The sequence below is a fragment of the Flavobacterium sp. 25HG05S-40 genome (assembly GCF_052654735.1).
In genome coordinates this window covers 1,708,842-1,728,604 of sequence record NZ_CP199750.1, presented here as the reverse complement: position 1 = coordinate 1,728,604, position 19,763 = coordinate 1,708,842, and the positions used below count along the sequence as shown (strand labels likewise).

The window sequence follows — 19,763 nt, the reverse complement described above, 5'->3', positions numbered from 1 at the left end:
GGATTACAATTCATAAACCAGCAATCCACTTCTGAATTTGGGTTCTATATACGTGCTTTTTGGTGGCATAATCAGGTTGTTATCTGCCAATGCCTTAATCTCTGAAATATCGGAAGGAAACAGCATAAAACCCACTTCAAATTCGCCTTCATCTACTAACTCCTTTATGGTTGCCACCGATTGTTTTCCGGGAATATATTCGATGCGCTCGTCGTTTCGTAAATCTTCTATTCCAAGCAGTGGTTGTAATACTTTGTCGTATAAAATTTGGGCGTCTAAATTTTCTAAAATGGAAGACTGTTTATTCTCCTGTTTGTAAAACAACGCATAAAAATGACCATCTAAATACATTCCGAATTCAAACTTACTTTGAGGTTTCCACAGTTCTAATTCCTTGTCTTTAATGATAAAGCATTCAGCCAATTTTTCAAGAAAATCTTCTTTGGTAAATCCATTCAAATCGCGAATAATTCGGTTGTATTCATAGATTTTGACATTGCTTTCAGCTATTAGGAAACTCATAAAATAGTTCAGATTCTGGTTGCCCAAATGCTTGTCTTCGTCATATAACAATTCTGCTGAAGCCGAGCGATGGTGTCCATCAGCGATATATAACTCCGGAATCTGTTCAAATTGATTTTGAAGCCACTTGATTTCTTTCTCCGTTTCAATTTTCCAAAGTTGGTGTTTCTCTTTATTGGTCGTGGAATAGTTATAAATAGGTTGGCTTTCTTTCTTTTCAGCAATCCAAACGTTCAAGGTTTCATTATCAGGATACGTAATTAAAACCGGCTCTGTATTAAAACCCGTCTGATGCAAATAATCTTTAAAATATTCTACCCGATATTGTAAAGTATCCTCGTGCTTTTTGATGACATTGTTTTTGTAATCATTAATTGAAGTACCGGCCACAAATCCTATGAATGTCTGTGTTTTAGTTTTTATTTCATATAAAAAAAAGGCAGGCTTTTCTTCTTCTAAAAAGATACCATCATTCTTGAAATCCTGATATTTGTGGGTAACACCTTTAAAACGTTTGTCTAGTGTTATTTTTTGAGAATAAACATAAGCAGGATGAATCACATGCAGAAAAGAATACGGATTAAAATTCAGCCACGAAGCTAATTCTGCCGGAGAATAATCATCGTAATTTCGGCAAGTAACCAAAGCTACTTTATCTGGAGTTGGACGAACTGCTTTGAAAGGGATAATTTTACTCATATAAGTCTAAAGTCTAAAGTCAAATGTCGAAAGAAAGCTACTTTATGACTTTCGAATTTCAACTTTCAGACTAATTAAATTGTTTAGAAACTTTCTCTGCTTTTTTACTTTCGGAATAATCATAAAAACCTTCACCTGATTTTACACCGAGTTTTTTGGCCATAACCATATTCACTAAAAGTGGGCAAGGAGCGTATTTTGGGTTTTTGAATCCGTCGTACATTACGTTTAGAATGGAAAGACAAACATCTAAACCAATAAAATCTGCCAATTGCAAAGGTCCCATTGGATGCGCCATACCCAATTTCATTACCGTATCTATTTCATAAACTCCAGCCACTCCATTATATAAGGTTTCTATGGCTTCGTTAATCATTGGCATCAGAATTCGGTTGGCTACAAAACCAGGGTAATCATTAACTTCGGTTGGTATTTTTCCAAGTTTTACAGATAAATCCATAATCATTTTGGTTACTTCATCAGATGTAGAATAGCCTCGAATGATTTCCACCAATTTCATTATAGGCACTGGATTCATAAAGTGCATTCCGATTACGCGCTCAGGATGCACAACTTGCGCAGCGATTTGAGTAATGGAGATGGATGACGTATTTGTGGCTAGAATTACATTGTGATCACAAACATCACTTAATTGCTTGAAAATTTGAAGTTTGAGACCTACATTTTCGGTAGCAGCTTCTACAATCAAATCGGTTCCAACAACACCGTCTTTGATATCTGTGTATGTAATTATATTGGATATTGTTTTGTGTTTGTCCTCTTCAGTAATAGTTCCTTTGGTCACCATTCGGTCAAGGTTAGCAGCAATAGTTGCCATTCCTTTTTCAAGTGATTTTTCAGAGATGTCAATAAGTTTTACGGTAAAACCGCTTTGGGCGAAAGTATGGGCAATTCCGTTACCCATCGTTCCTGCACCAATTACAGCAATTGTTTTCATTATATTAGTTTAGTTTGTTTTACTTTTCATCGAATCAATAATCATGTACGCCACGCGCAATGCTTCTGTTCCGTCTTCTAAAGTTACTATTGGCGTTGTGTTGTTGTTTATGGCATCGGCAAAGGTTTCCAATTCATCCAAAATAGCATTGTTCGGACTTACTTCTGGATTAGCAAAATAAATCTGCTTTTTGTCGCCTTCAGCATTTTGTAAAATCATATCAAAATCACCGGGATTTTCAGGAGCATCTTTCATTTTTACTACTTCGCAGGTTTTGTCTAAATAATCTACGGAAATGTAGGCATCCTTTTGAAAGAAACGTGACTTTCGCATATTCTTCATCGAGATTCGGCTCGAAGTGATGTTAGCCACACAGCCATTTTCAAATTCAATTCGAGCATTGGCAATATCAGGACTCTGACTTAAAACCGAAACGCCGCTGGCATGTACCAATTTTACTTTCGATTTTACTACACTCAAAATAGCATCGATATCATGGATCATTAAATCCAAAACCACAGGAACATCCGTACCACGAGGATTGAATTCGGCCAAACGGTGCGTTTCAATAAACATAGGCTTATCGATTTGATCTTTTACAGCGGTGAAAGCCGGATTAAAACGTTCAACATGACCTACCTGACCTTTAACATGGTATTCTTTTGATAACGCAATAATTTCTTCGGCCTCTTCAACCGTAGTCGAAATGGGTTTTTCAATAAATACGTGTTTTCCGGATTTAATGGCCACTTTAGCGCACTTGTAATGAGAAAGCGTTGGTGTAACTATATCAATAATATCAACAGCATGAATTAGTTTAGCAATAGTATCAAATTGTTTGTATCCAAATTCGGCTTCAATTTTAGCACCATTTTCCTGATTTTCATCATAGAAGCCAACAAGTTCGTATTTTTCAGATTGTTGTAATAACCTTAAGTGTATTTTTCCGAGGTGACCAGCACCTAAAACGCCAACTTTAAGCATAAATGTAAATTTTATCAAAAATAATATAATTGTTCCGAGTTTTAGGTTGCTTATTCAAAGTTTTTTTTGGAATTTGTTATTTGTATTTTGGGATTTTTACTTCTATTTTTACCGAATAAATCTACCCAATTGAAAGATACAGCCAAACATCAAGGACTTCGAAATCAATTAGCCAAACTATTAGAAGAAAAAGGAATCACTGACCAAAAAGTTTTAGAGGCCATTCGGAAAATACCGCGACATTTATTTTTAAACTCGAGTTTTGAAGATTTTGCTTATCAAGACAAAGCGTTTCCTATTGGCGCCGGACAAACTATTTCTCAGCCCTATACTGTTGCTTTTCAAAGTCAATTATTGGACGTTAAAAAAGAGGATAAGATATTGGAAATTGGAACCGGTTCGGGATATCAAACTGCTGTTCTGGTGACCATGGGAGCTAAGGTTTATTCGGTGGAACGCCAAAATGAGCTTTTCAAAACTACTTCCGCTTTATTGCCAAAATTGGGAATTCGTCCGAAGCATCTATCATTTGGAGATGGTTATAAAGGATTGCCCAATTTTGCTCCATTTGACAGCATCATTGTGACTGCGGGTGCACCAATAATTCCAAAACCATTGATGGCTCAGTTAAAAATAGGAGGGAAGCTCATTATTCCGGTAGGCGAAAAAGAACAGATAATGACCATGCTCATCCGAAAAAATGAGACTCAGTTTGAAAAACACGAGTTTGGTGATTTTAAATTTGTACCATTATTGGAGAATAAAAACTAAATTTCAGAAAATAACTTTATGAAAAAACTTTATATACTTTTTGTATTGATTTCGGGCATTACCTTCTCTCAAACTACTGAGAAAAAAGTTTGGGATCTTTTATTGGCTAACAAGCGTACTGAAGCCAGAAATTTATTTAATAAAGAACTTAAATCAAAGATTGATTCTAATGTTGACTATCTAATATTGGATGCCATGATTGATTATGAATTAGGTGTGCTTTCTTTTGATGACACTTTTGTGAAGAAGTTTGTAGCGATTTGTAAACAAGAGGAATATCTGTATCCTATTTGGTACAAGCCTTATGTTATCGATAATACGGCTTCAAATGGTTATGATGATAACACATATAAAAAAATAGATATTTTATCTTCCTCACCATTATTTGCAGAGGATATGGTTGTCAATTACTTCAAGGCTGTCTGTGATAGAAAGCGAAAAAATAACGAAGGTTTTATTGCTAATATCAAAAAGTTAAACGCTATTGAGGATTGGCAATATTGTGGCGTTTTTGAAAACCTTAATGAAAGCGGTTTGGATACGGAATACGAACCAGAAACATATGCCAACAACGATAAACTTTTTGATGCTAATAGTAATGGAAAAATAGGATGGTATACTCCAAAAGACAAGCAAAACGAAGGATACCATTTGTATAATAATGAATCGGAGTATGGTGCCGGAATTATCTACTCTCAAGTTTTTATTGAATCGCCATCTGAAAAAGATATAGTGTTGAACTTTGGTACAAGCTCATCGATTAAACTATTTGTTAATGATGTTGAAGTATACTACAATACCGATTCTAAACGCACCGACTTAAATGCTTACAGACTCAAACTTAAACTTCCTAAAGGAATGAATAGGCTTTTAGTGAAGCTTTCCTCTAAAGCAGATAATGATAATTTCTTTGTTTCTCTTACCGATGAATTGAACTCTAAAATTACAGATTTCAACTATTATAATTCATATAAGCCCTACAACAAAAGTACTTTGGAAGAGCTGAACATAAGCGAAATGGAACCAAAATTTGAATCTTTTTTTAAAGATTTAATCGCTAAAAATCCGGATAATATCCTTTATAAAATACTGCTTTTTGAAGCTTACACTAACAACAGTAAAGAGGAATTAGCTAGTGATATTTTAGAGGAATTGACAAAGAATTATCCAAAATCGTCTTTAATTCAAGTAATGCAGATGATCAATTATTCTAGTAAAAATGAAGCTCAAAAGATTGAAGAGATTTCCAAGAATATGGAAGTCAATGACGAAAACTATTATTATATTGTTTTGAATAAGTTTCAGGATCAGGATTGGTTAAAATCGGCTAATATTTTAGAACTCGAAAAATACAGTGATAAGACTAATAGAATACAATCGAATGTAGTCAACATTATGTTCGATTTTATTTTAGCTTCCAGAAAATCTGATGTTAATTTAATGCTCCAAAAAGTAGAAGAATTATTCGCGAAATCGAATAACAACGAACTTTATCTGACCATGTTTTTGCCTATATATGAAAAATTAAAAAATGACAAGACAAAGGCAATTGAACTCTTAGAAGAAATGATGGCGAAGAAAGATAATTTTAACGCTATAAACCAGTTAGTTAATTACTATAAAGACGCCAACAGAAAAGCTGATGTAGAGAAAATCGTTAAAAGGTTAAGCGATAATTATCCTTTTTCAAATCCGCTCCGAAAACAGTATATCGATATATTAATCAACGATAAACGCTATGAAGAAGCATTGGTAGAAGTAAATAAAGCCTTGGAGAATTTTCCCTATTCGTATTCATTGCTACAAATCAAAGGAAATATTTATAATAATTTAAATAACATCAAAGATGCGGAAAAGTATTATCGTATGTCCTTATCACATGATTCAGGTAATAGCGATTTGAGAAAACGATTGTATGATATCACCAAAACACCTGATGAAATAGAAGAAATTGCAGCTAAAGATATTTACAAGCTAATTAAGACCAAAAGAAATACAACGCTTAAAGGTGATTTTGGTGTTACTGTTTTATTAGACGAGTATATTGTTAATGTTTTTCCGGAAGGCGGAAGAAAATCAAAAGTAACCTATTTATATGAAATCACTTCAGAGAAAGGTCTAGAAGAACTTAAAGAATATAACCTAGATAGCTATACCAATACCGTCTTGAAATCTGAAATTGTTAAAAAAGACGGAAGCATTGTCCCAGCAGAAAAAGGAGACAGTACCTTAGTTTTCACCAATCTGAGCGTTGGAGATGTTATTTTTATTCAGTACGAACGCTACGAAAACTCATACGGTCGATTCTATAAAGATTTTGATTTGACCTGTTTTTTTGATAGTTATTATCCTGCTGTTGAAGTTAATTTTGGTTTTATTTATCCTTCAGATTTGGATTATATTTATGAGTTTAGTAATGGAACCGTTCCCTCAACCTCCAAAAAAATCAATAATAAAACATGCATGATGTGGAAGCGAACCAATGTTCCTGCGATGGCTTTAGGGGAAGCTTATGCTCCAAAATATAGTGACTTAACCAATACCATCAGAATTAGTACCATCAAGTCATGGAAAGTAATCTCTAATTGGTATTCTGATTTGGTAAAGAAAAACATGAAACGAGATAAAATTACGAAAGCAACATTTGCTGAAATCTTTCCTAATGGTGTTAACGGAATATCTGAAAAAGAGATTGCAAAGAAAATATATGCCTACATAGAAGATAATATAAAATATAGCTCTCTTGATTTTAGACAAAGTGGCTATGTTCCTCAAAAACCTTCAAAAACCATCACGACAAAACTCGGAGATTGTAAGGATGTTTCAACGTTATTCGTAACTTTAGCAGAATTGGCGGGCTTGAAGGCAAACTTGGTTTTAGTTTCTACCAATGATAATGGTTTTAAAACGATGTTGTTGCCATCAAATGAATTCAATCATTGCATTGTAAAAGTTATTCTTGATCAGAAGGATTATTTTCTAGAACTTACAGATAACTTTTTACCATTCATGGCACTTCCAAACAATTTATACAAAGCAAATGCCTTGGTAATATCGTTTGATAAAAATGAAAATGAAAAGTCTCAAATCATTTCAATTCCTTTTGATAATGCACTTCAAACTTCCATCAATACAAAATCTACTATAACTATTGATGATAAAGCCAAAAGCTTTGTGAATACCGTTACCGTTGAAGGAGCCAATAAGTCGTATTACAACGAATTGTTTTCCAATCAGACTACAGAAGACCTACGCAAAAAAAGAATCGAGGAGGATTATAACGAAAAGTTGAAAAAAGTTGTCTCACTTCAGTCGGCAAAAATAATAGAAAATAAGACTTACGATAAAGATTTAACTTTTGAAACACAATTCTCCATAGCCGAAAGAGCTCAAACAGTTGGAAGTCTAAAAATTATGGATATTCCATTTTTAGATAAAGTGTACACAAGAGATATCGTTGCTTTAGAGAACAGAAAGTATGATATAGATTACTTCAATTATGAAACAAGTACTAATTATAAATCAACAGTAGTATTAAATATTCCGCAAGACAAAAAGTTTACAGAAGTTCCAGAAACAAAGACATTTACTTATAAAGGTCATAAATACCAAATCATCTATGAATTGGTAAATCCTAACGCTTTAAAAGTGATTCGAAACGTCGATCTTGATTGGGAAAAAATCACTACAACAGATTATGCTGACTATAAGAAGTATGTTGATGATGTCATCGCTGCCGAAGAACAAATTGTTGGTTTCAAGTAAATAAAAAATCCACCTTATGGTGGATTTTTTATTTATAGTCTTTTTTAATTCTATCCAAATCTCTTTTCGTGTCTTGTTCTTTTAAAGATTCCCGTTTGTCGTAGGTTTTCTTTCCTCTACAAAGCCCGATGTCCAATTTGGCTAAGCCTTTTTCATTAGTAAAAAGTTTTAACGGAATGATAGTCAGACCTTTCGTTTCTGCGTTTCTTTCCAACTTTTTCAACTCTCTTCGGTTTAAAAGCAATTTGCGCTCGCTTTTTGCCTTATGATTAAATTGATTTCCGTATAGGTACTCATCAATCTGAGTATTTATTGCAAACAATTCACCGTTGTTAAACTCACAAAAACCTTCTGTTATATTGGCTTTGCCTAATCGTATCGATTTGATTTCAGTTCCGGTTAAAACGAGTCCAGCGGTATATGTTTCAATTATTTCATAATCAAATTTGGCTCGCTTGTTTAGTATGTTTATTGTTTTCAGCATGGGAAGGCAAATGTATAAAATATTGCTGCAATTAGGGATGAAATTATCAATAAAAAAAGTACGCATACAATGATTTATATCAGTTTTTCGGGAAAAACTTCAGGCTAATTTTGACCTATAATTTTAAACCAAAAATCAAAATGAAAAAATTATTATTAGCAGCAGGAATTGTATTAGTAAGTTTAACTGCTCAAGCGCAAGAAGAAAAAAAAGAAGGCCTTAATGGAGCTTGGTTTGTAACCTCTCAATTTGGTTACCAACAAACGAAAACAGGCGACGACAAAGCAACCAATTTATCCGTTATTCCAATTGTTGGAACATTTGTAACGCCATCAGTAGCTATTGGAGCTGGAGTGGGAATTATGAACATCAAGTCGGAGACAGGTTCAGTGACGAATGCCAACACTAATTTGATGGTTATAGAGCCATTGGTTAGAAAATATTGGAATATTGCTGGAAACTTTTATTTCTTCGGACAATTAGCATCTCCATTTATCACAGGTAAAGAAAAAGAAGCGGATACAAAAGTGACGCAATTTGGACTTGCCATGTCTGGCGGTTTTGACTTTTTTGTTACTAAAAACTTCTCTGTTGAGTTTTCTTATGATTTGGCCAACTTTACTTCAACAACCATTGCACCAGATGGTGGAGATAAAACGACAGTTACCAATTTTTCGGTAGCTCACGTAGCGACAGCTGATCCAATTTATGTGGATGCATTAGGTGGAAGTATGCCAAACCTGACAACACCTTTGTCATTCGGATTTAAATTCGTGTTTTAATTTATGAGTTAATAATTAATAATCCGAAATTTTGGATTATTGGATAACCGTCATTCTTAATTGAATGACGGTTTTTCTTTTTTAATAAAAAAAGTGTTAAATTGCTAAGGTCTAACCAAACAAATAATAAGTATGTTAAAAAAAATCCTTAAAATTTCATTTTTAGTGTTATTGACTTTTACCTCTTGTTCTAAAGATGAAAATCAAACTGAGAAAACCATTGTTATTGATGAATCTCAAAAAACACCTTTAACTCCTGCGGAAATTAATGCTAAAATCGATGAATCACTAAACACCAAAGGTTCATTCAATTGGAGTGAGGCTTCTTCTCATTTGCTTTGGAGTGCTACTGTCAATGGTAATAATATAATGACAATTGGTTTTGGAAACTCAAAAGGTAATTTTGAAAGATCAAAAACGAGTAATAGTACAAAAATTCAAAACGAATTATTGGCCATAATTACGAAATATGAAGCAACTACTTTAGATAAGATTCTAATTGCTGCTGATGCTGATCTGAATGTAATGGATGTCATTATTAGTAAACAAGAAACGGTAATTGCCTTACGACAATCAAAATACATTCGATATATTGAACCTGCAGATTACCGTTATCTTACTGCTCAAAGTGCAGAAAATCGTTCCAGTAGTTCTTCTGGTTGTGGTTATGAATCCTCTACATTAGCAGCAGCCGATTATACAACAACAACACCAAACGCTAAAGTGCCATGGACTTTCACGCAGCACAATATTCCAAATGCCTGGACGATAACATCAGGGAAGGGAATTACCATCGGAATTATTGATACTGGAGTTTCGCCAAATCAATCACTGTTAGGTTCTAATTTCAATAACGGACTTTCATCAGGAAGAACTATTCAGAAAAACGGAGTTTATGTAGATTCTATTTGGCCTTGGAGCACAACTACTGATGGAGTTAACGATTTATGCGGTCATGGAACCAGTATGGCTTCGGTAGCAGCAGCACCAAGAAACGATAGAGGATTACCAGTTGGAGTAGCTTATAATGCCAATTTAGTAACTTATCGTGCAGCTTCAAATGTGGTTATTGATGGGTATCAAGAGCAAGAAGCTGTTAAAAAAGCCTTTACTGCTCTTGGAAATAATGCCAACGTAAAAATTATTTCGATGTCAATGGGACATATTTTCTCGGTAGGTAAAATAGAAGATGCCATTCGGTTTGCGTATGGAAAAGGGAAACTAATCTTTTGTGCTGCCGGAACTTCTACCAGTTTTACAACGTTTGTTGGCGTAATTTTCCCGGCTTGGATGCCAGAAACTGTAGCGGTTACCGGAGTAAGAGAAGGGTCAACCTATCAGGCTTGTGACGATTGTCATACTGGAAATAAAGTTGAGTTTACAGTGGCCATGCAAAGAGCAGCTTCAGGAAATACGGTTCCGGTAGACAGTTATTATGAAAATCAGGCGGATTATGTGGGTGGTTCCTCAGTAGCAACAGCTACAACAGCAGGAATAGCAGCATTGGTTTGGTCTAAAAATCCAACATGGACCAGAGCTCAGGTTTTGACCAAAATGAGACAATCTGCAAGTTTTTATCCTAATAGAAATGCAACTTACGGTTACGGAAATGTAAATGCTTTTTTAGCAGTGCAATAATTAAGCTTTTCAAAAATAAAAAACCATCCTAATCGGATGGTTTTTTTTATGATTATAATTTGTGTAAATTTACATTATGCAAAACACTTCTAAAGATCCACTTCACGGAATTACTCTTCAAAAAATAGTGGAAACACTGGTTGACTTTTATGGTTTTGATACCCTGGCTGAACTTATCAGGATTAAATGTTTTTCTAATGACCCAAGTGTCAAATCCAGTCTGACATTTTTAAGAAAAACCGATTGGGCCAGAAAGCAAGTGGAGGATTTGTATATCAAAACATTGCCCAAACTAAATAAGTAGCTACTTTTTAAAATTGCGTCTTAATAAAGAATAAATAACGGTGTTCAAAAATTTTCCTTCCCATAGTTCATTTTCCAATATGTGAGCTTCTTTTACAAAGCCATTTTTCTGTAAAACCTTTTCAGAGGCTATATTTTCCGGATCAATAATAGCTTCTACAGAGTGTAAGGCCAATTGTTCAAATCCGTAAGTCAGCACTGCTTTTAAAGCTTCAGTCATATACCCTTTGCCATTTGTTTCAGGAAGAGACATATACCCAATTTCAGCACGATGATTTTCCGTGGAAATTTTATAATGCCCAATGATTCCAATGATTTTAGGATTGCCTTTTATAGTAATACCCCAATTGATACCGCTATTCGCAACAATCTTATCCTCAATCATAGCAATGTGCTCTAAAGCTTCCTCTTTTGATTTGGCTAGAGGTCTTGGGATGTATTTCATGGTTTCTGGATTGCCGCGAAGCGCCAAAATTTCATCTACATCATTAGTATCAATGCGTCGCAATAGTAATCTTTCGGTTTCAAGGTTTTGAAAAGGATGGAAGTTGATTGTAAGCATGTTTTTTTTATAAAATTATAAAATTTCAATAGTATACTGATATTCTTGAAAGCTATTTGCGGCCAATCGTTGAATACCTTCTTTTTCTGAAATTTCTCCGTTCGCGTTCAGTACATCCGAATAGCCTAGCCATGGTTCCAGACAAATGAAAGGAGCATTTTGTTTCGTCCAAATGCCAAAATTTGGAAAATCTGTAAACTTAAACTTAATAATTGGAGCTTCATTTTCAAGGAGATGAATTTCATTGGATGACAATTCTTTAAAAATCAACGCATCTTTTTCAAAAAGAGCGTAGGAAAGAGGTAGTTGGCTTTTTTCTAGAGGAAGCAGTACGATTTGATCCGATAACAAATCGTTTTCCAGTTGATAACTTACAAGACTTTCATCGGATTCAAACTGTAAGCTATACGTTTCAAATAGATTAGGTAGAGCCAAGGCAGGATGACCGCCAATGGAATAATACATTATTTCAGAACCTTGGTTTACTACTTTATAACTTATGTTTAATTCGGAATCTAATAGCGTGTACGTTATTTGCAGTTCAAAATCAAATGGGTACATCGCTTTGGTACTTTCATTCGACTTTAATGAAAAAACGGCTTCATTCTCATTGACCTTTAATAAATCAAAAGTCATTTCTCTAGCAAAACCATGTCTTAATAACTTGTATTCATTTCCTAAATGTGTAATGGAATTGTTTTTTAAGGTTCCCACTATTGGAAACAGAATAGGAGCGTGCTTGCCCCAAAAATCTGGATTTCCTTCCCAAATATATTCTCTATTGGTGTCATTAGCTTTAAGTGAAATTAATTCAGCGCCTTGACGTTCAATAACTGCTGATAATTTTGAATTTGATAAGGTCGTTTTCAATTTAATTTTTTTTTACAAAAGTATGTTTTATCAGAATAAGTATTTTCACAAAAATAGAATTTAGTAAACCATCGACGAACTGCAAATAAGTAGGAAATATTCTTATATAAAATATATAATTAAGTATTTCATCGATTTTATTTGGCTTTTAAACGATAAAAGATGTAAAATTGTCTAACCAAATCAAGCATACGTTCTGTCAATAATAATTCAATAAAGTGTTTGCCCCACATCTACTTTATTCAAAAACTTAACCTACTACTATGAAAGCAAAAATGTTTAGAGCATTGTTGCCGTTAGCAATCGTGTTCACTATGGTATCCTGTTCTTCTGACTCTTCAGAAGGTTCTTCAGCCGCAAAAGTTGTAACTACCTACAATTACAACGAAGTGGAGTTGAAATTAGTTTCCCTTATCAATGATTATCGTGCTAGTGTTGGATTGAATTCTCTTGAAGTCATCAACCACATCTCTTTCAAATCAGAAGAGCACAATATTTACATGATTGATAACAATGTAGTCAACCACGATTATTTCCAACAACGATCAAACAATTTAGTACAAGTTCTAGGAGCAGAGCGCGTAGGCGAGAATGTAGCTTACAACTACCAATCTGCAGAAAGCGTTTTAAGAGCCTGGTTGAACAGTCCGGGACACAAAGATAATATTGAAGGCGATTATACGCACTTGGGTATTTCGGTTACAGTGGATGTCAATACAGGAAAAAAATATTACACCAATATGTTTATGAAGAAAAAACCTTAATTCATAAATGTAGGTCAAAAAAAAATAATAGTTTGATTATTGTTTTGTTTGATTTTGACAGATCGAAAAATCCCGCTATTAGCGGGATTTTTTTTTATTTAAAACCTAATCTTGTTTTTAATTTCAGAAACAATAAGGCTATAGAATAAGCATCATCTGAGGCTGTATTTCGATCAGCTTGTGGAATTTTATAGGTTTTTATCAAATCATCTAATGAAAATGATTTTGCAACATCTACTAATTTTTGATGCATGATTTCAACGTCTAAAGCTTCATTTTTTAATTTGCCACAATCTATTTTTTCAAGAGCATCATTAATCATTTCGATATCAAAATGGATTCGGTGCCCCACCAAAACAGCATTTCCAATATAATCAACTAAGGCTTGGATGGCCAGTGGTTCTGCTAGTTTTGAAAGTTTACTTTCAATTAAAAACTCATTAGATAAACCATTATCGTGAAGGTATTTATACTGCAAAATTACTACTTCAAAAGTGTCGCCAATCCGAATAACATCGTTAACAACACCAATGGCACCAAATGATAATATAACGTCTTTTTTGGGGTTTAAACCTGTAGTTTCAGTATTAAGAATAACATACCTGTTGGACTTTGTTTCAAATTTAGCCAAGTACAATTTCCAAAACTCCGGATGTTCTTTATTTATATTTTTAATCCAATCTAACATACTATGAGAATTGTGTTAATTGAAACTTATCTTTAATTAATTCTTCTAATTCACGCATGGGTCCTAAGGCATTTCTTAATTTCTCTTTATCTGGTTTGGATAGCTCTTCCACATTTATGAAACTGCCATTACCATCATTTTTTAACCCTTCTAAAGTTCTGAATTTTGAAAGAATCAGAAAAGCATCAGCACAATTAAGGTAAATTTCAGAGAATTTTGGGTCCGATATCGCTAATTGTTTAAACCTCAAATAAGTATTGTTAATGCCGCGTAAATTAAAGCTAATGGCAAATAGACGAGCACCATCAACTAAAGGCATGATAGCTTTGTTTTTGATGTCAAATTTACCTTTATGTTCACCTTCTTCTTCAAGATTAAATTTCTTAAAGAAGTTTAAGGGTGGATTTTTTCGTAAAGCATCATTTCCAAGATAATCAAAGAACAACGCGTTATTTTTGGTGTTTTTGAAAACAATATCATTTATTGCATCTTCTATTTTACTTTCTCCAAAAACAAATTCATAGTCAAAAAAGATGCTACTGATATCATTTGATTTATCACCCGGGGTTTTCATCCAATTGTTGAATTGTTTGATCCAATCTGACATCGATTTACACCAAAGCATATTACTGGCCATGTGACCGTTCGGGCAAAATTCATACCCCACTTTTTCTAAAATTGTAGTAGCTCTTTTGGCTAGTTTCAAAAAGTAATCTTTAACATCCCTATAATTTTCGGTAGCGACATCTTCAAAAATCAAAAAGCTGTCTTGATCTGTAAGTAGAAATTGCTCTTTTCTGCCTTGACTTCCTATGCTAAACCAAGCAAATCGGGCCGGAGGCGAGCCTAAATCCAAAATAGACAGTTCAATAGAACGTTTAATGATTGCCGTAATAATTTCACCGGAAATATTATAAATATGAGGTAACGGAATGTTTTTGGCAATGGAATTCTGAATTAAATCAGTTAGTTTTTCTCGCACCAATTTTAGCTCTTTAGGGGAGAGAGAACGCTTAATTTCTTTGATGAGAACTCCTGGATTATTTGCTTGTGCCACAATTAAATCATGCTCCGAAATAATTCCTTTAACATCTGATTTATCTGATCCATCAGTAGTTACACATAGATGACTTACATTATGCTTTAACATTAAAAGTTGTGCTTCGGCCACTGAAACATTTTCAGGTACAGTGATTACCGGAGAGGACATTATTTTATCAATAGAGGATATCAGTGGAAATCTACCGTTGGCTATTTTTGACCTAAAATCGCTGTCAGTTACAATTCCAACGGGATAATTTTGTTCAATAACAATTGCACTATCTGTCATGTTCTCCGTCATGAGTTGCGCTGTATCTTTAGAAATAGCAGTATTGGCAATCTTGAGCGGGGTTTTGTTATAGGCTAATGATTGAAAATATTGAATTTCATTTTGTTGGTTTTCAGTAAAAACATTATCCGTAATGAGCTTTCCGCGATTTTCTTTATCAAAAGGGTTGCGGGTATTGGTTGCGAAACTTTCTAATAAAAAGTCTAAAACCTGCTGATTTTGTGCTACAAACGGCTTGAATATACTAATTGGAATCGCATAAACAATACTATCCTCACGCGATTTAGCGGTCATCATATAATTGTTTTTAGCAAAAAACGGGCGCAAACCAAAGACATCTCCGGGATAACACTTGTTTAACAGTGTTTCTTCTGCATCAGCAATTACAGAAAGGTTTATAACTCCATGTGCCACAACGTAGAAACTATCGTGGAGTTTGTCATTAACATTGAAGAGAATTTTATGTTTATCTAAATTTACAACACCAATGCTTGTCGAAACTTGGATTAATTCGTTATGAGTTAAATAACTAAACGGCGCATATTCTTTTAAAAAATTTGCAATATTTTCAGCAATCGAATTACTCATTATAATAGTGTTGATTATTGTGATATACAAAAATAGTAAAGCTTAAGAGAAGAAGAAGCCTATTGTTAAAAACATTTATAAAAGTTACAGTGTTGATTAAGTTGTTGCTTCTATTTTTCCTATTTTACATAATATAAATTATAGTTCTATTTCAAAATTAAATAAGATAGAAATAAATTTATCGTAAACATCTGATTTTATTCAATATAAATTGAACTATTTAAACTAAGATCTAAAAATTTAATTCTCTAAACTTTTTTCCAATAGCTAAAGTTAATTTGCCTTTATAATCTTCAATCAACCATTCCCGATAGTTTTTACTAGTTTTTCCAAGACAACTTACAAATCGTATTACACGACTTTCGATATCATCTGATAATAATTTGGAAAGCATTCTAGCTTGATTCAATTCGGTTGTATTTTGGACACACATTAAAGCATGTTGGTCAATAGATTTGTCAAGCACTTCTTTAGATCGCTTATTTAAAGCGGCATTTTTTTTAAATTCTTCGTCAATATCCATTGAAATATCACTCGATTTAGAGAACATTTTCCGAATGGCATCTGGCATTACGTACTTAAAGTTAGTTTCTATTTCGGCATCATCTCTTAGACTTTCCAAATAATATTCGGGCGATTTAAAAATATGCTGCCAATCCACAGGATCATTCCATAAACCAAATCTTAAAGCATTATTTCCTAAATCTATAACCGTAAAATCATTTTTGTGAGGCAATTTACGGGAACCACGTCCAATCATTTGAAAATAAAGCGTTAATGACTTCGTTGCCCGATTTAATATAATGCTTTCTACAGTAGGTTCATCAAAACCTGTGGTCAAAATTCCAACAGAAGTCAAAATAGCATCCGGCGTTTTCTTAAACCATAGCAAAATGTCTTTTCTATCCTCAACAGATGTGGTATTATCCAAATGTCGAATATCAAATCCAGCTTCTTTAAAGGTTTCATAAACATACAATGAGGTGTTGATTCCGTTATTGAAGATTAAAGTCTTTTTGCCAAGTGATTTTTCAGAATATGCATGTAATAATTTTTCTTGCATGACCATATTCATGTACAAATCGTCAGAAGATTTAACTGTATAATCTCCATTAATCCCAACTTTTAAGGAAGTTAGCCCTACATCATAACTATAAGTGGTTGCCTTGGCTAAAAATCCGTTGTCAATTAAAGACTGAATGGTGTCACCAACAATAAGTTCGTCGTAATTATTGTGCATTGGCAACTTAATATTAGAACTCAATGGCGTTGCTGTAACTCCTAGAATAAATGAATTCTTGAATTGACTGAATAATTTTCGGAAGGAATTGTAATGCGCTTCATCGATAATTACTAAACCTACATTATCAATCATCAACTTCTCATCGTTTAGTCGATTTTTTAAAGTTTCTACCATGGCAACAAAACAAGAATACTCTTCTTGATCAGGCAATTCTTTAATATTACTGTTGATTATTTTATTTTTGACATCAAATCCCTTAAGCATTTTCGAGGTTTGTTTACAAAGCTCGATTCGATGTGTGAGTACCACAACTTTTTTATCATGTTGTGATAAATAGCGTCGAACAATTTCGGAGAATATTACTGTTTTTCCACCGCCAGTTGGCAGTTGATACAATAAATGATAGTTATTTGGAGCATTATCAAGTCGGTCAAAAATTTTGTCAATATCGCCCTTTTGGTAGCCATAAAGCTCCTTTTTCTCTTCAATCTCGCTAATTAAATCTTTCTGAGACATGGTGATTTTTACAATTTTGCAAAAGTACACCTAAAAAAGACTTGTCACCAAAATTAAACAGCTTATTTACAAAAAATTATCATCAAAACGATCAAGAAAGGCAATAAATTCCTCTTTGTTCATCCAATGTTGACTAATAGCTTCTTCTCTAACAGCTACTACTCTATCCAAAAATTCATTGATAATTCCGTTTTCAATTAAAAAAGTTACTGACAGTTGATAAGCTGTAAAGATGCTTTTAAAAAAAGAATCATATTTTATTATTTTTTTAGACGAAAAACGCTGTGCTGTTTCAATAGTGAATAGCATAAGGTCTGCAACCCTTGTAACATCAACACTTAGAGTGATGAAATGCTTAATATATTTTTGAGCTACAGAACGGCGCATTTTTGGTCTTTTCCCTTTTACCGGAAAATATTCATTGGCAATTTTGACCTTAGCTTCGTTAACCAGTTTTTCTTCATTGGGATGAAAAGCAAAATCATAATAGACTTTGACATCTTTGAACTTTTCATACAATTCGACCAATTGCTCTTCCAATTGCTCTTTGTTAAGTTCATTTAGGTATTTCTTTAAATCTCTTTTGCTCATAATTACAAATGTAAATTAGTTTATGACTTGTTTACCTACATAATTAATGTTATTCGTTATTTTTGCAGGATAAATTACAAATCATGAACAAGCTTTTCAAATTTATTGCCATTTCAGAGGGTATTTCTTATTTAGTGTTGTTTTTTAACATGTTAGTTATTAAGCGTTTTGATCTCGAATTATACAAATCTTTGTTATTTCCCATTGGTATGGCACATGGCTTACTTTTCATCTCTTATGTAGCTTTGGCATTTATCATTTGGAAAAATCAACAATGGAACTTCAAAGAGTTTTGTATTGTGCAAGTGGCTTCTTTATTGCCTTTTGGCACTTTTTACATTGAAAAAAAATATTTGAAAAATGCATAAAATTGTAGAAAAAGTATTTGGTTGGTGTTATCCGTTTCTCCAAAAATTTGATTTAGGGGAAACCACTACAGCGTACCTTAGTTTAGCCGTGAATATTTTTATACTTTGCCTTTTTTCCTATTTTATTTATTTGATTTTCAGATTTATACTAGTTACGATGATGATTGTCATTGCTAGAAAAACGAAAACTAGATTTGACGATTTATTGGTATCCAATAAAACAGCCAAATATATTGCTCATTTAATTCCGCTCTTGTTTATCTATAAATGTGTCCCCATTATTTTAGAAAATTTTGTGTACTGGGAAGCCATTTTTGGTAAACTCGTTGGAATTTACATTGTCTTACTAAGTTTGTGGATAATCAAAACCATTTTTAATGCCTTACGAGATTATTTAAAACAAGATCCAAAATACAGCGACAAGCCTATTGATAGTTACATTCAAATTATTATGATAGTGCTTTGGCTTTTTGCTTTCATTTTTGTGATTTCCAAACTTTTTGGCATTAGTACTAACACCATGTTAGGAACATTTGGAGCCATTTCTGCTATTATCATTTTAATATTTAGGGATACCATTTTAGGTTTTGTAGCTAGTGTGCAGGTATCTTTAAATGACATGGTTCGCATTGGTGACTGGATAACTTTTGATAAGTTTGGTGCTGATGGAGACGTAATCGAAATCAATTTGGCTACTGTAAAAGTTAGAAATTTTGACAATACAACCACTACAATTCCAACCTACAGTTTGATATCAGATTCCTTCAGAAATTGGCGTGGTATGTTAAATTCTGATGGGCGAAGAATTAAAAGGCATATCTTAATCAGAGCCAACTCGATACGTTTTTTAAACGATGAGGAGTTACAAGGTTTGAAGAAAATTCAATTGGTTTCAAGCTACATTGAGAACCGACAAAATGAGATTGAGAAATTTAACAAAACCCACCACATTGATAAGACAGTTTTGATTAATGGCAGAAATATGACCAATTTTGGGTTATTTCGAAAATATATCACACAATATTTGCACCAATATCCTGGATTGAATAAAGATATGATTTTGTTATGTAGGCAATTACAGCCTACTCCGCATGGAATTCCCTTAGAAATTTATACTTTTTCAAATGACAAACGTTTCGAAAACTATGAATACATAATGGCAGATATTTTTGATCACATTTTCGCCTCCATCAGCTATTTCGATCTTGAAATATATGAGATGCCTTCTGGAAAAAGTGATTTTATAGAATAAACCCTCATATTACAGTCAATAAAATATAAAAAAGTTGATTTTTAATCTGAAACATTTATATTTGTATCGATTTAACATTTCATTA

At 33.3% G+C, this 19,763-nt stretch carries 18 protein-coding genes; 8 read left to right on the top strand and 10 right to left on the bottom strand.

Annotated elements, in window-relative coordinates; genetic code table 11:
* Positions 1-3 precede the first annotated feature (3 nt).
* The 3 genes from ACULEU_RS07460 to ACULEU_RS07450 all read right to left on the bottom strand — a co-directional run bounded on the left by ACULEU_RS07460 (position 4) and on the right by ACULEU_RS07450 (position 3,163).
* Complete coding sequence (locus tag ACULEU_RS07460) at positions 4-1,221, bottom strand: DUF1015 domain-containing protein (RefSeq protein WP_445454825.1); 1,218 nt, start codon at positions 1,219-1,221, stop codon at positions 4-6.
* A 70-nt stretch (positions 1,222-1,291) separates the two neighbouring features.
* Complete coding sequence (locus tag ACULEU_RS07455) at positions 1,292-2,179, bottom strand: 3-hydroxyacyl-CoA dehydrogenase family protein (RefSeq protein WP_445454824.1); 888 nt, start codon at positions 2,177-2,179, stop codon at positions 1,292-1,294.
* A gap of 9 nt (positions 2,180-2,188) precedes the next feature.
* Positions 2,189-3,163 carry a Gfo/Idh/MocA family protein gene (locus ACULEU_RS07450; protein ID WP_445454823.1) on the bottom strand — a complete coding sequence of 325 codons (975 nt, stop codon included), beginning with the start codon at positions 3,161-3,163 and terminating at the stop codon, positions 2,189-2,191.
* Between the two features lie 129 nt (positions 3,164-3,292).
* Here ACULEU_RS07450 and ACULEU_RS07445 point away from each other — a divergent pair, with 129 nt between their 5' ends.
* Together ACULEU_RS07445 and ACULEU_RS07440 are read left to right on the top strand one after the other, a co-directional pair.
* On the top strand, positions 3,293-3,934 hold the full coding sequence (locus ACULEU_RS07445; protein WP_445454822.1) for a protein-L-isoaspartate(D-aspartate) O-methyltransferase: 642 nt from the start codon (positions 3,293-3,295) through the stop codon (positions 3,932-3,934).
* A gap of 18 nt (positions 3,935-3,952) precedes the next feature.
* On the top strand, positions 3,953-7,699 hold the full coding sequence (locus tag ACULEU_RS07440; RefSeq protein WP_445454821.1) for a transglutaminase domain-containing protein: 3,747 nt from the start codon (positions 3,953-3,955) through the stop codon (positions 7,697-7,699).
* A 28-nt stretch (positions 7,700-7,727) separates the two neighbouring features.
* On the opposite strand, the gene smpB is transcribed toward ACULEU_RS07440, so the two are convergent.
* The gene (smpB, locus tag ACULEU_RS07435; RefSeq protein ID WP_445454820.1) at positions 7,728-8,183 is read right to left on the bottom strand and encodes an SsrA-binding protein SmpB; all 456 of its coding nucleotides are present in this window, start codon (positions 8,181-8,183) and stop codon (positions 7,728-7,730) included.
* Positions 8,184-8,323: 140 nt separating this feature from the next.
* Between smpB and ACULEU_RS07430 the strand changes: the two genes are divergently transcribed.
* The 3 genes from ACULEU_RS07430 (at position 8,324) to ACULEU_RS07420 (ending at position 10,907) form a co-directional block, all read left to right on the top strand.
* Positions 8,324-8,965 (top strand): outer membrane beta-barrel protein, encoded by a 642-nt coding sequence (locus tag ACULEU_RS07430; RefSeq protein WP_445454819.1) that lies wholly within the window; start codon positions 8,324-8,326, stop codon positions 8,963-8,965.
* 132 nt (positions 8,966-9,097) lie between these two features.
* A complete protein-coding gene (locus tag ACULEU_RS07425) occupies positions 9,098-10,603 on the top strand; it encodes a S8 family peptidase (protein WP_445454818.1) in 1,506 nt (501 codons plus the stop codon).
* Positions 10,604-10,679: 76 nt separating this feature from the next.
* A complete protein-coding gene (locus ACULEU_RS07420; protein WP_445454817.1) occupies positions 10,680-10,907 on the top strand; it encodes a VF530 family protein in 228 nt (75 codons plus the stop codon).
* On the opposite strand, the gene ACULEU_RS07415 is transcribed toward ACULEU_RS07420, so the two are convergent.
* Together ACULEU_RS07415 and ACULEU_RS07410 are read right to left on the bottom strand one after the other, a co-directional pair.
* Positions 10,908-11,468 (bottom strand): GNAT family N-acetyltransferase, encoded by a 561-nt coding sequence (locus ACULEU_RS07415; RefSeq protein ID WP_445454816.1) that lies wholly within the window; start codon positions 11,466-11,468, stop codon positions 10,908-10,910.
* A 15-nt stretch (positions 11,469-11,483) separates the two neighbouring features.
* Positions 11,484-12,338, bottom strand: coding sequence for an aldose 1-epimerase family protein (locus tag ACULEU_RS07410; protein WP_445454815.1), 855 nt, complete (start codon positions 12,336-12,338; stop codon positions 11,484-11,486).
* Positions 12,339-12,601: 263 nt separating this feature from the next.
* Here ACULEU_RS07410 and ACULEU_RS07405 point away from each other — a divergent pair, with 263 nt between their 5' ends.
* Complete coding sequence (locus ACULEU_RS07405) at positions 12,602-13,102, top strand: CAP domain-containing protein (RefSeq protein ID WP_445452160.1); 501 nt, start codon at positions 12,602-12,604, stop codon at positions 13,100-13,102.
* 94 nt (positions 13,103-13,196) lie between these two features.
* On the opposite strand, the gene ACULEU_RS07400 is transcribed toward ACULEU_RS07405, so the two are convergent.
* From ACULEU_RS07400 to ACULEU_RS07385, 4 genes are all read right to left on the bottom strand, one after another.
* Positions 13,197-13,790, bottom strand: a complete 594-nt coding sequence (locus tag ACULEU_RS07400) for a 3'-5' exonuclease (RefSeq protein WP_445454814.1) — start codon at positions 13,788-13,790, stop codon at positions 13,197-13,199.
* A gap of 1 nt (position 13,791) precedes the next feature.
* A complete protein-coding gene (locus ACULEU_RS07395) occupies positions 13,792-15,708 on the bottom strand; it encodes a DUF294 nucleotidyltransferase-like domain-containing protein (RefSeq protein ID WP_445454813.1) in 1,917 nt (638 codons plus the stop codon).
* A gap of 232 nt (positions 15,709-15,940) precedes the next feature.
* Positions 15,941-17,467 (bottom strand): DEAD/DEAH box helicase, encoded by a 1,527-nt coding sequence (locus ACULEU_RS07390; RefSeq protein ID WP_445454812.1) that lies wholly within the window; start codon positions 17,465-17,467, stop codon positions 15,941-15,943.
* A 66-nt stretch (positions 17,468-17,533) separates the two neighbouring features.
* Positions 17,534-18,058, bottom strand: coding sequence for a DUF6155 family protein (locus tag ACULEU_RS07385; protein WP_445454811.1), 525 nt, complete (start codon positions 18,056-18,058; stop codon positions 17,534-17,536).
* Between the two features lie 83 nt (positions 18,059-18,141).
* Here ACULEU_RS07385 and ACULEU_RS07380 point away from each other — a divergent pair, with 83 nt between their 5' ends.
* Both ACULEU_RS07380 and ACULEU_RS07375 read left to right on the top strand, forming a co-directional pair.
* A complete protein-coding gene (locus ACULEU_RS07380) occupies positions 18,142-18,426 on the top strand; it encodes a DUF3817 domain-containing protein (protein WP_445454810.1) in 285 nt (94 codons plus the stop codon).
* The gene (locus ACULEU_RS07375; RefSeq protein ID WP_445454809.1) at positions 18,419-19,678 is read left to right on the top strand and encodes a mechanosensitive ion channel family protein; all 1,260 of its coding nucleotides are present in this window, start codon (positions 18,419-18,421) and stop codon (positions 19,676-19,678) included. Before ACULEU_RS07380 ends, ACULEU_RS07375 begins: the two co-directional genes overlap by 8 nt.
* Positions 19,679-19,763 lie beyond the last annotated feature (85 nt).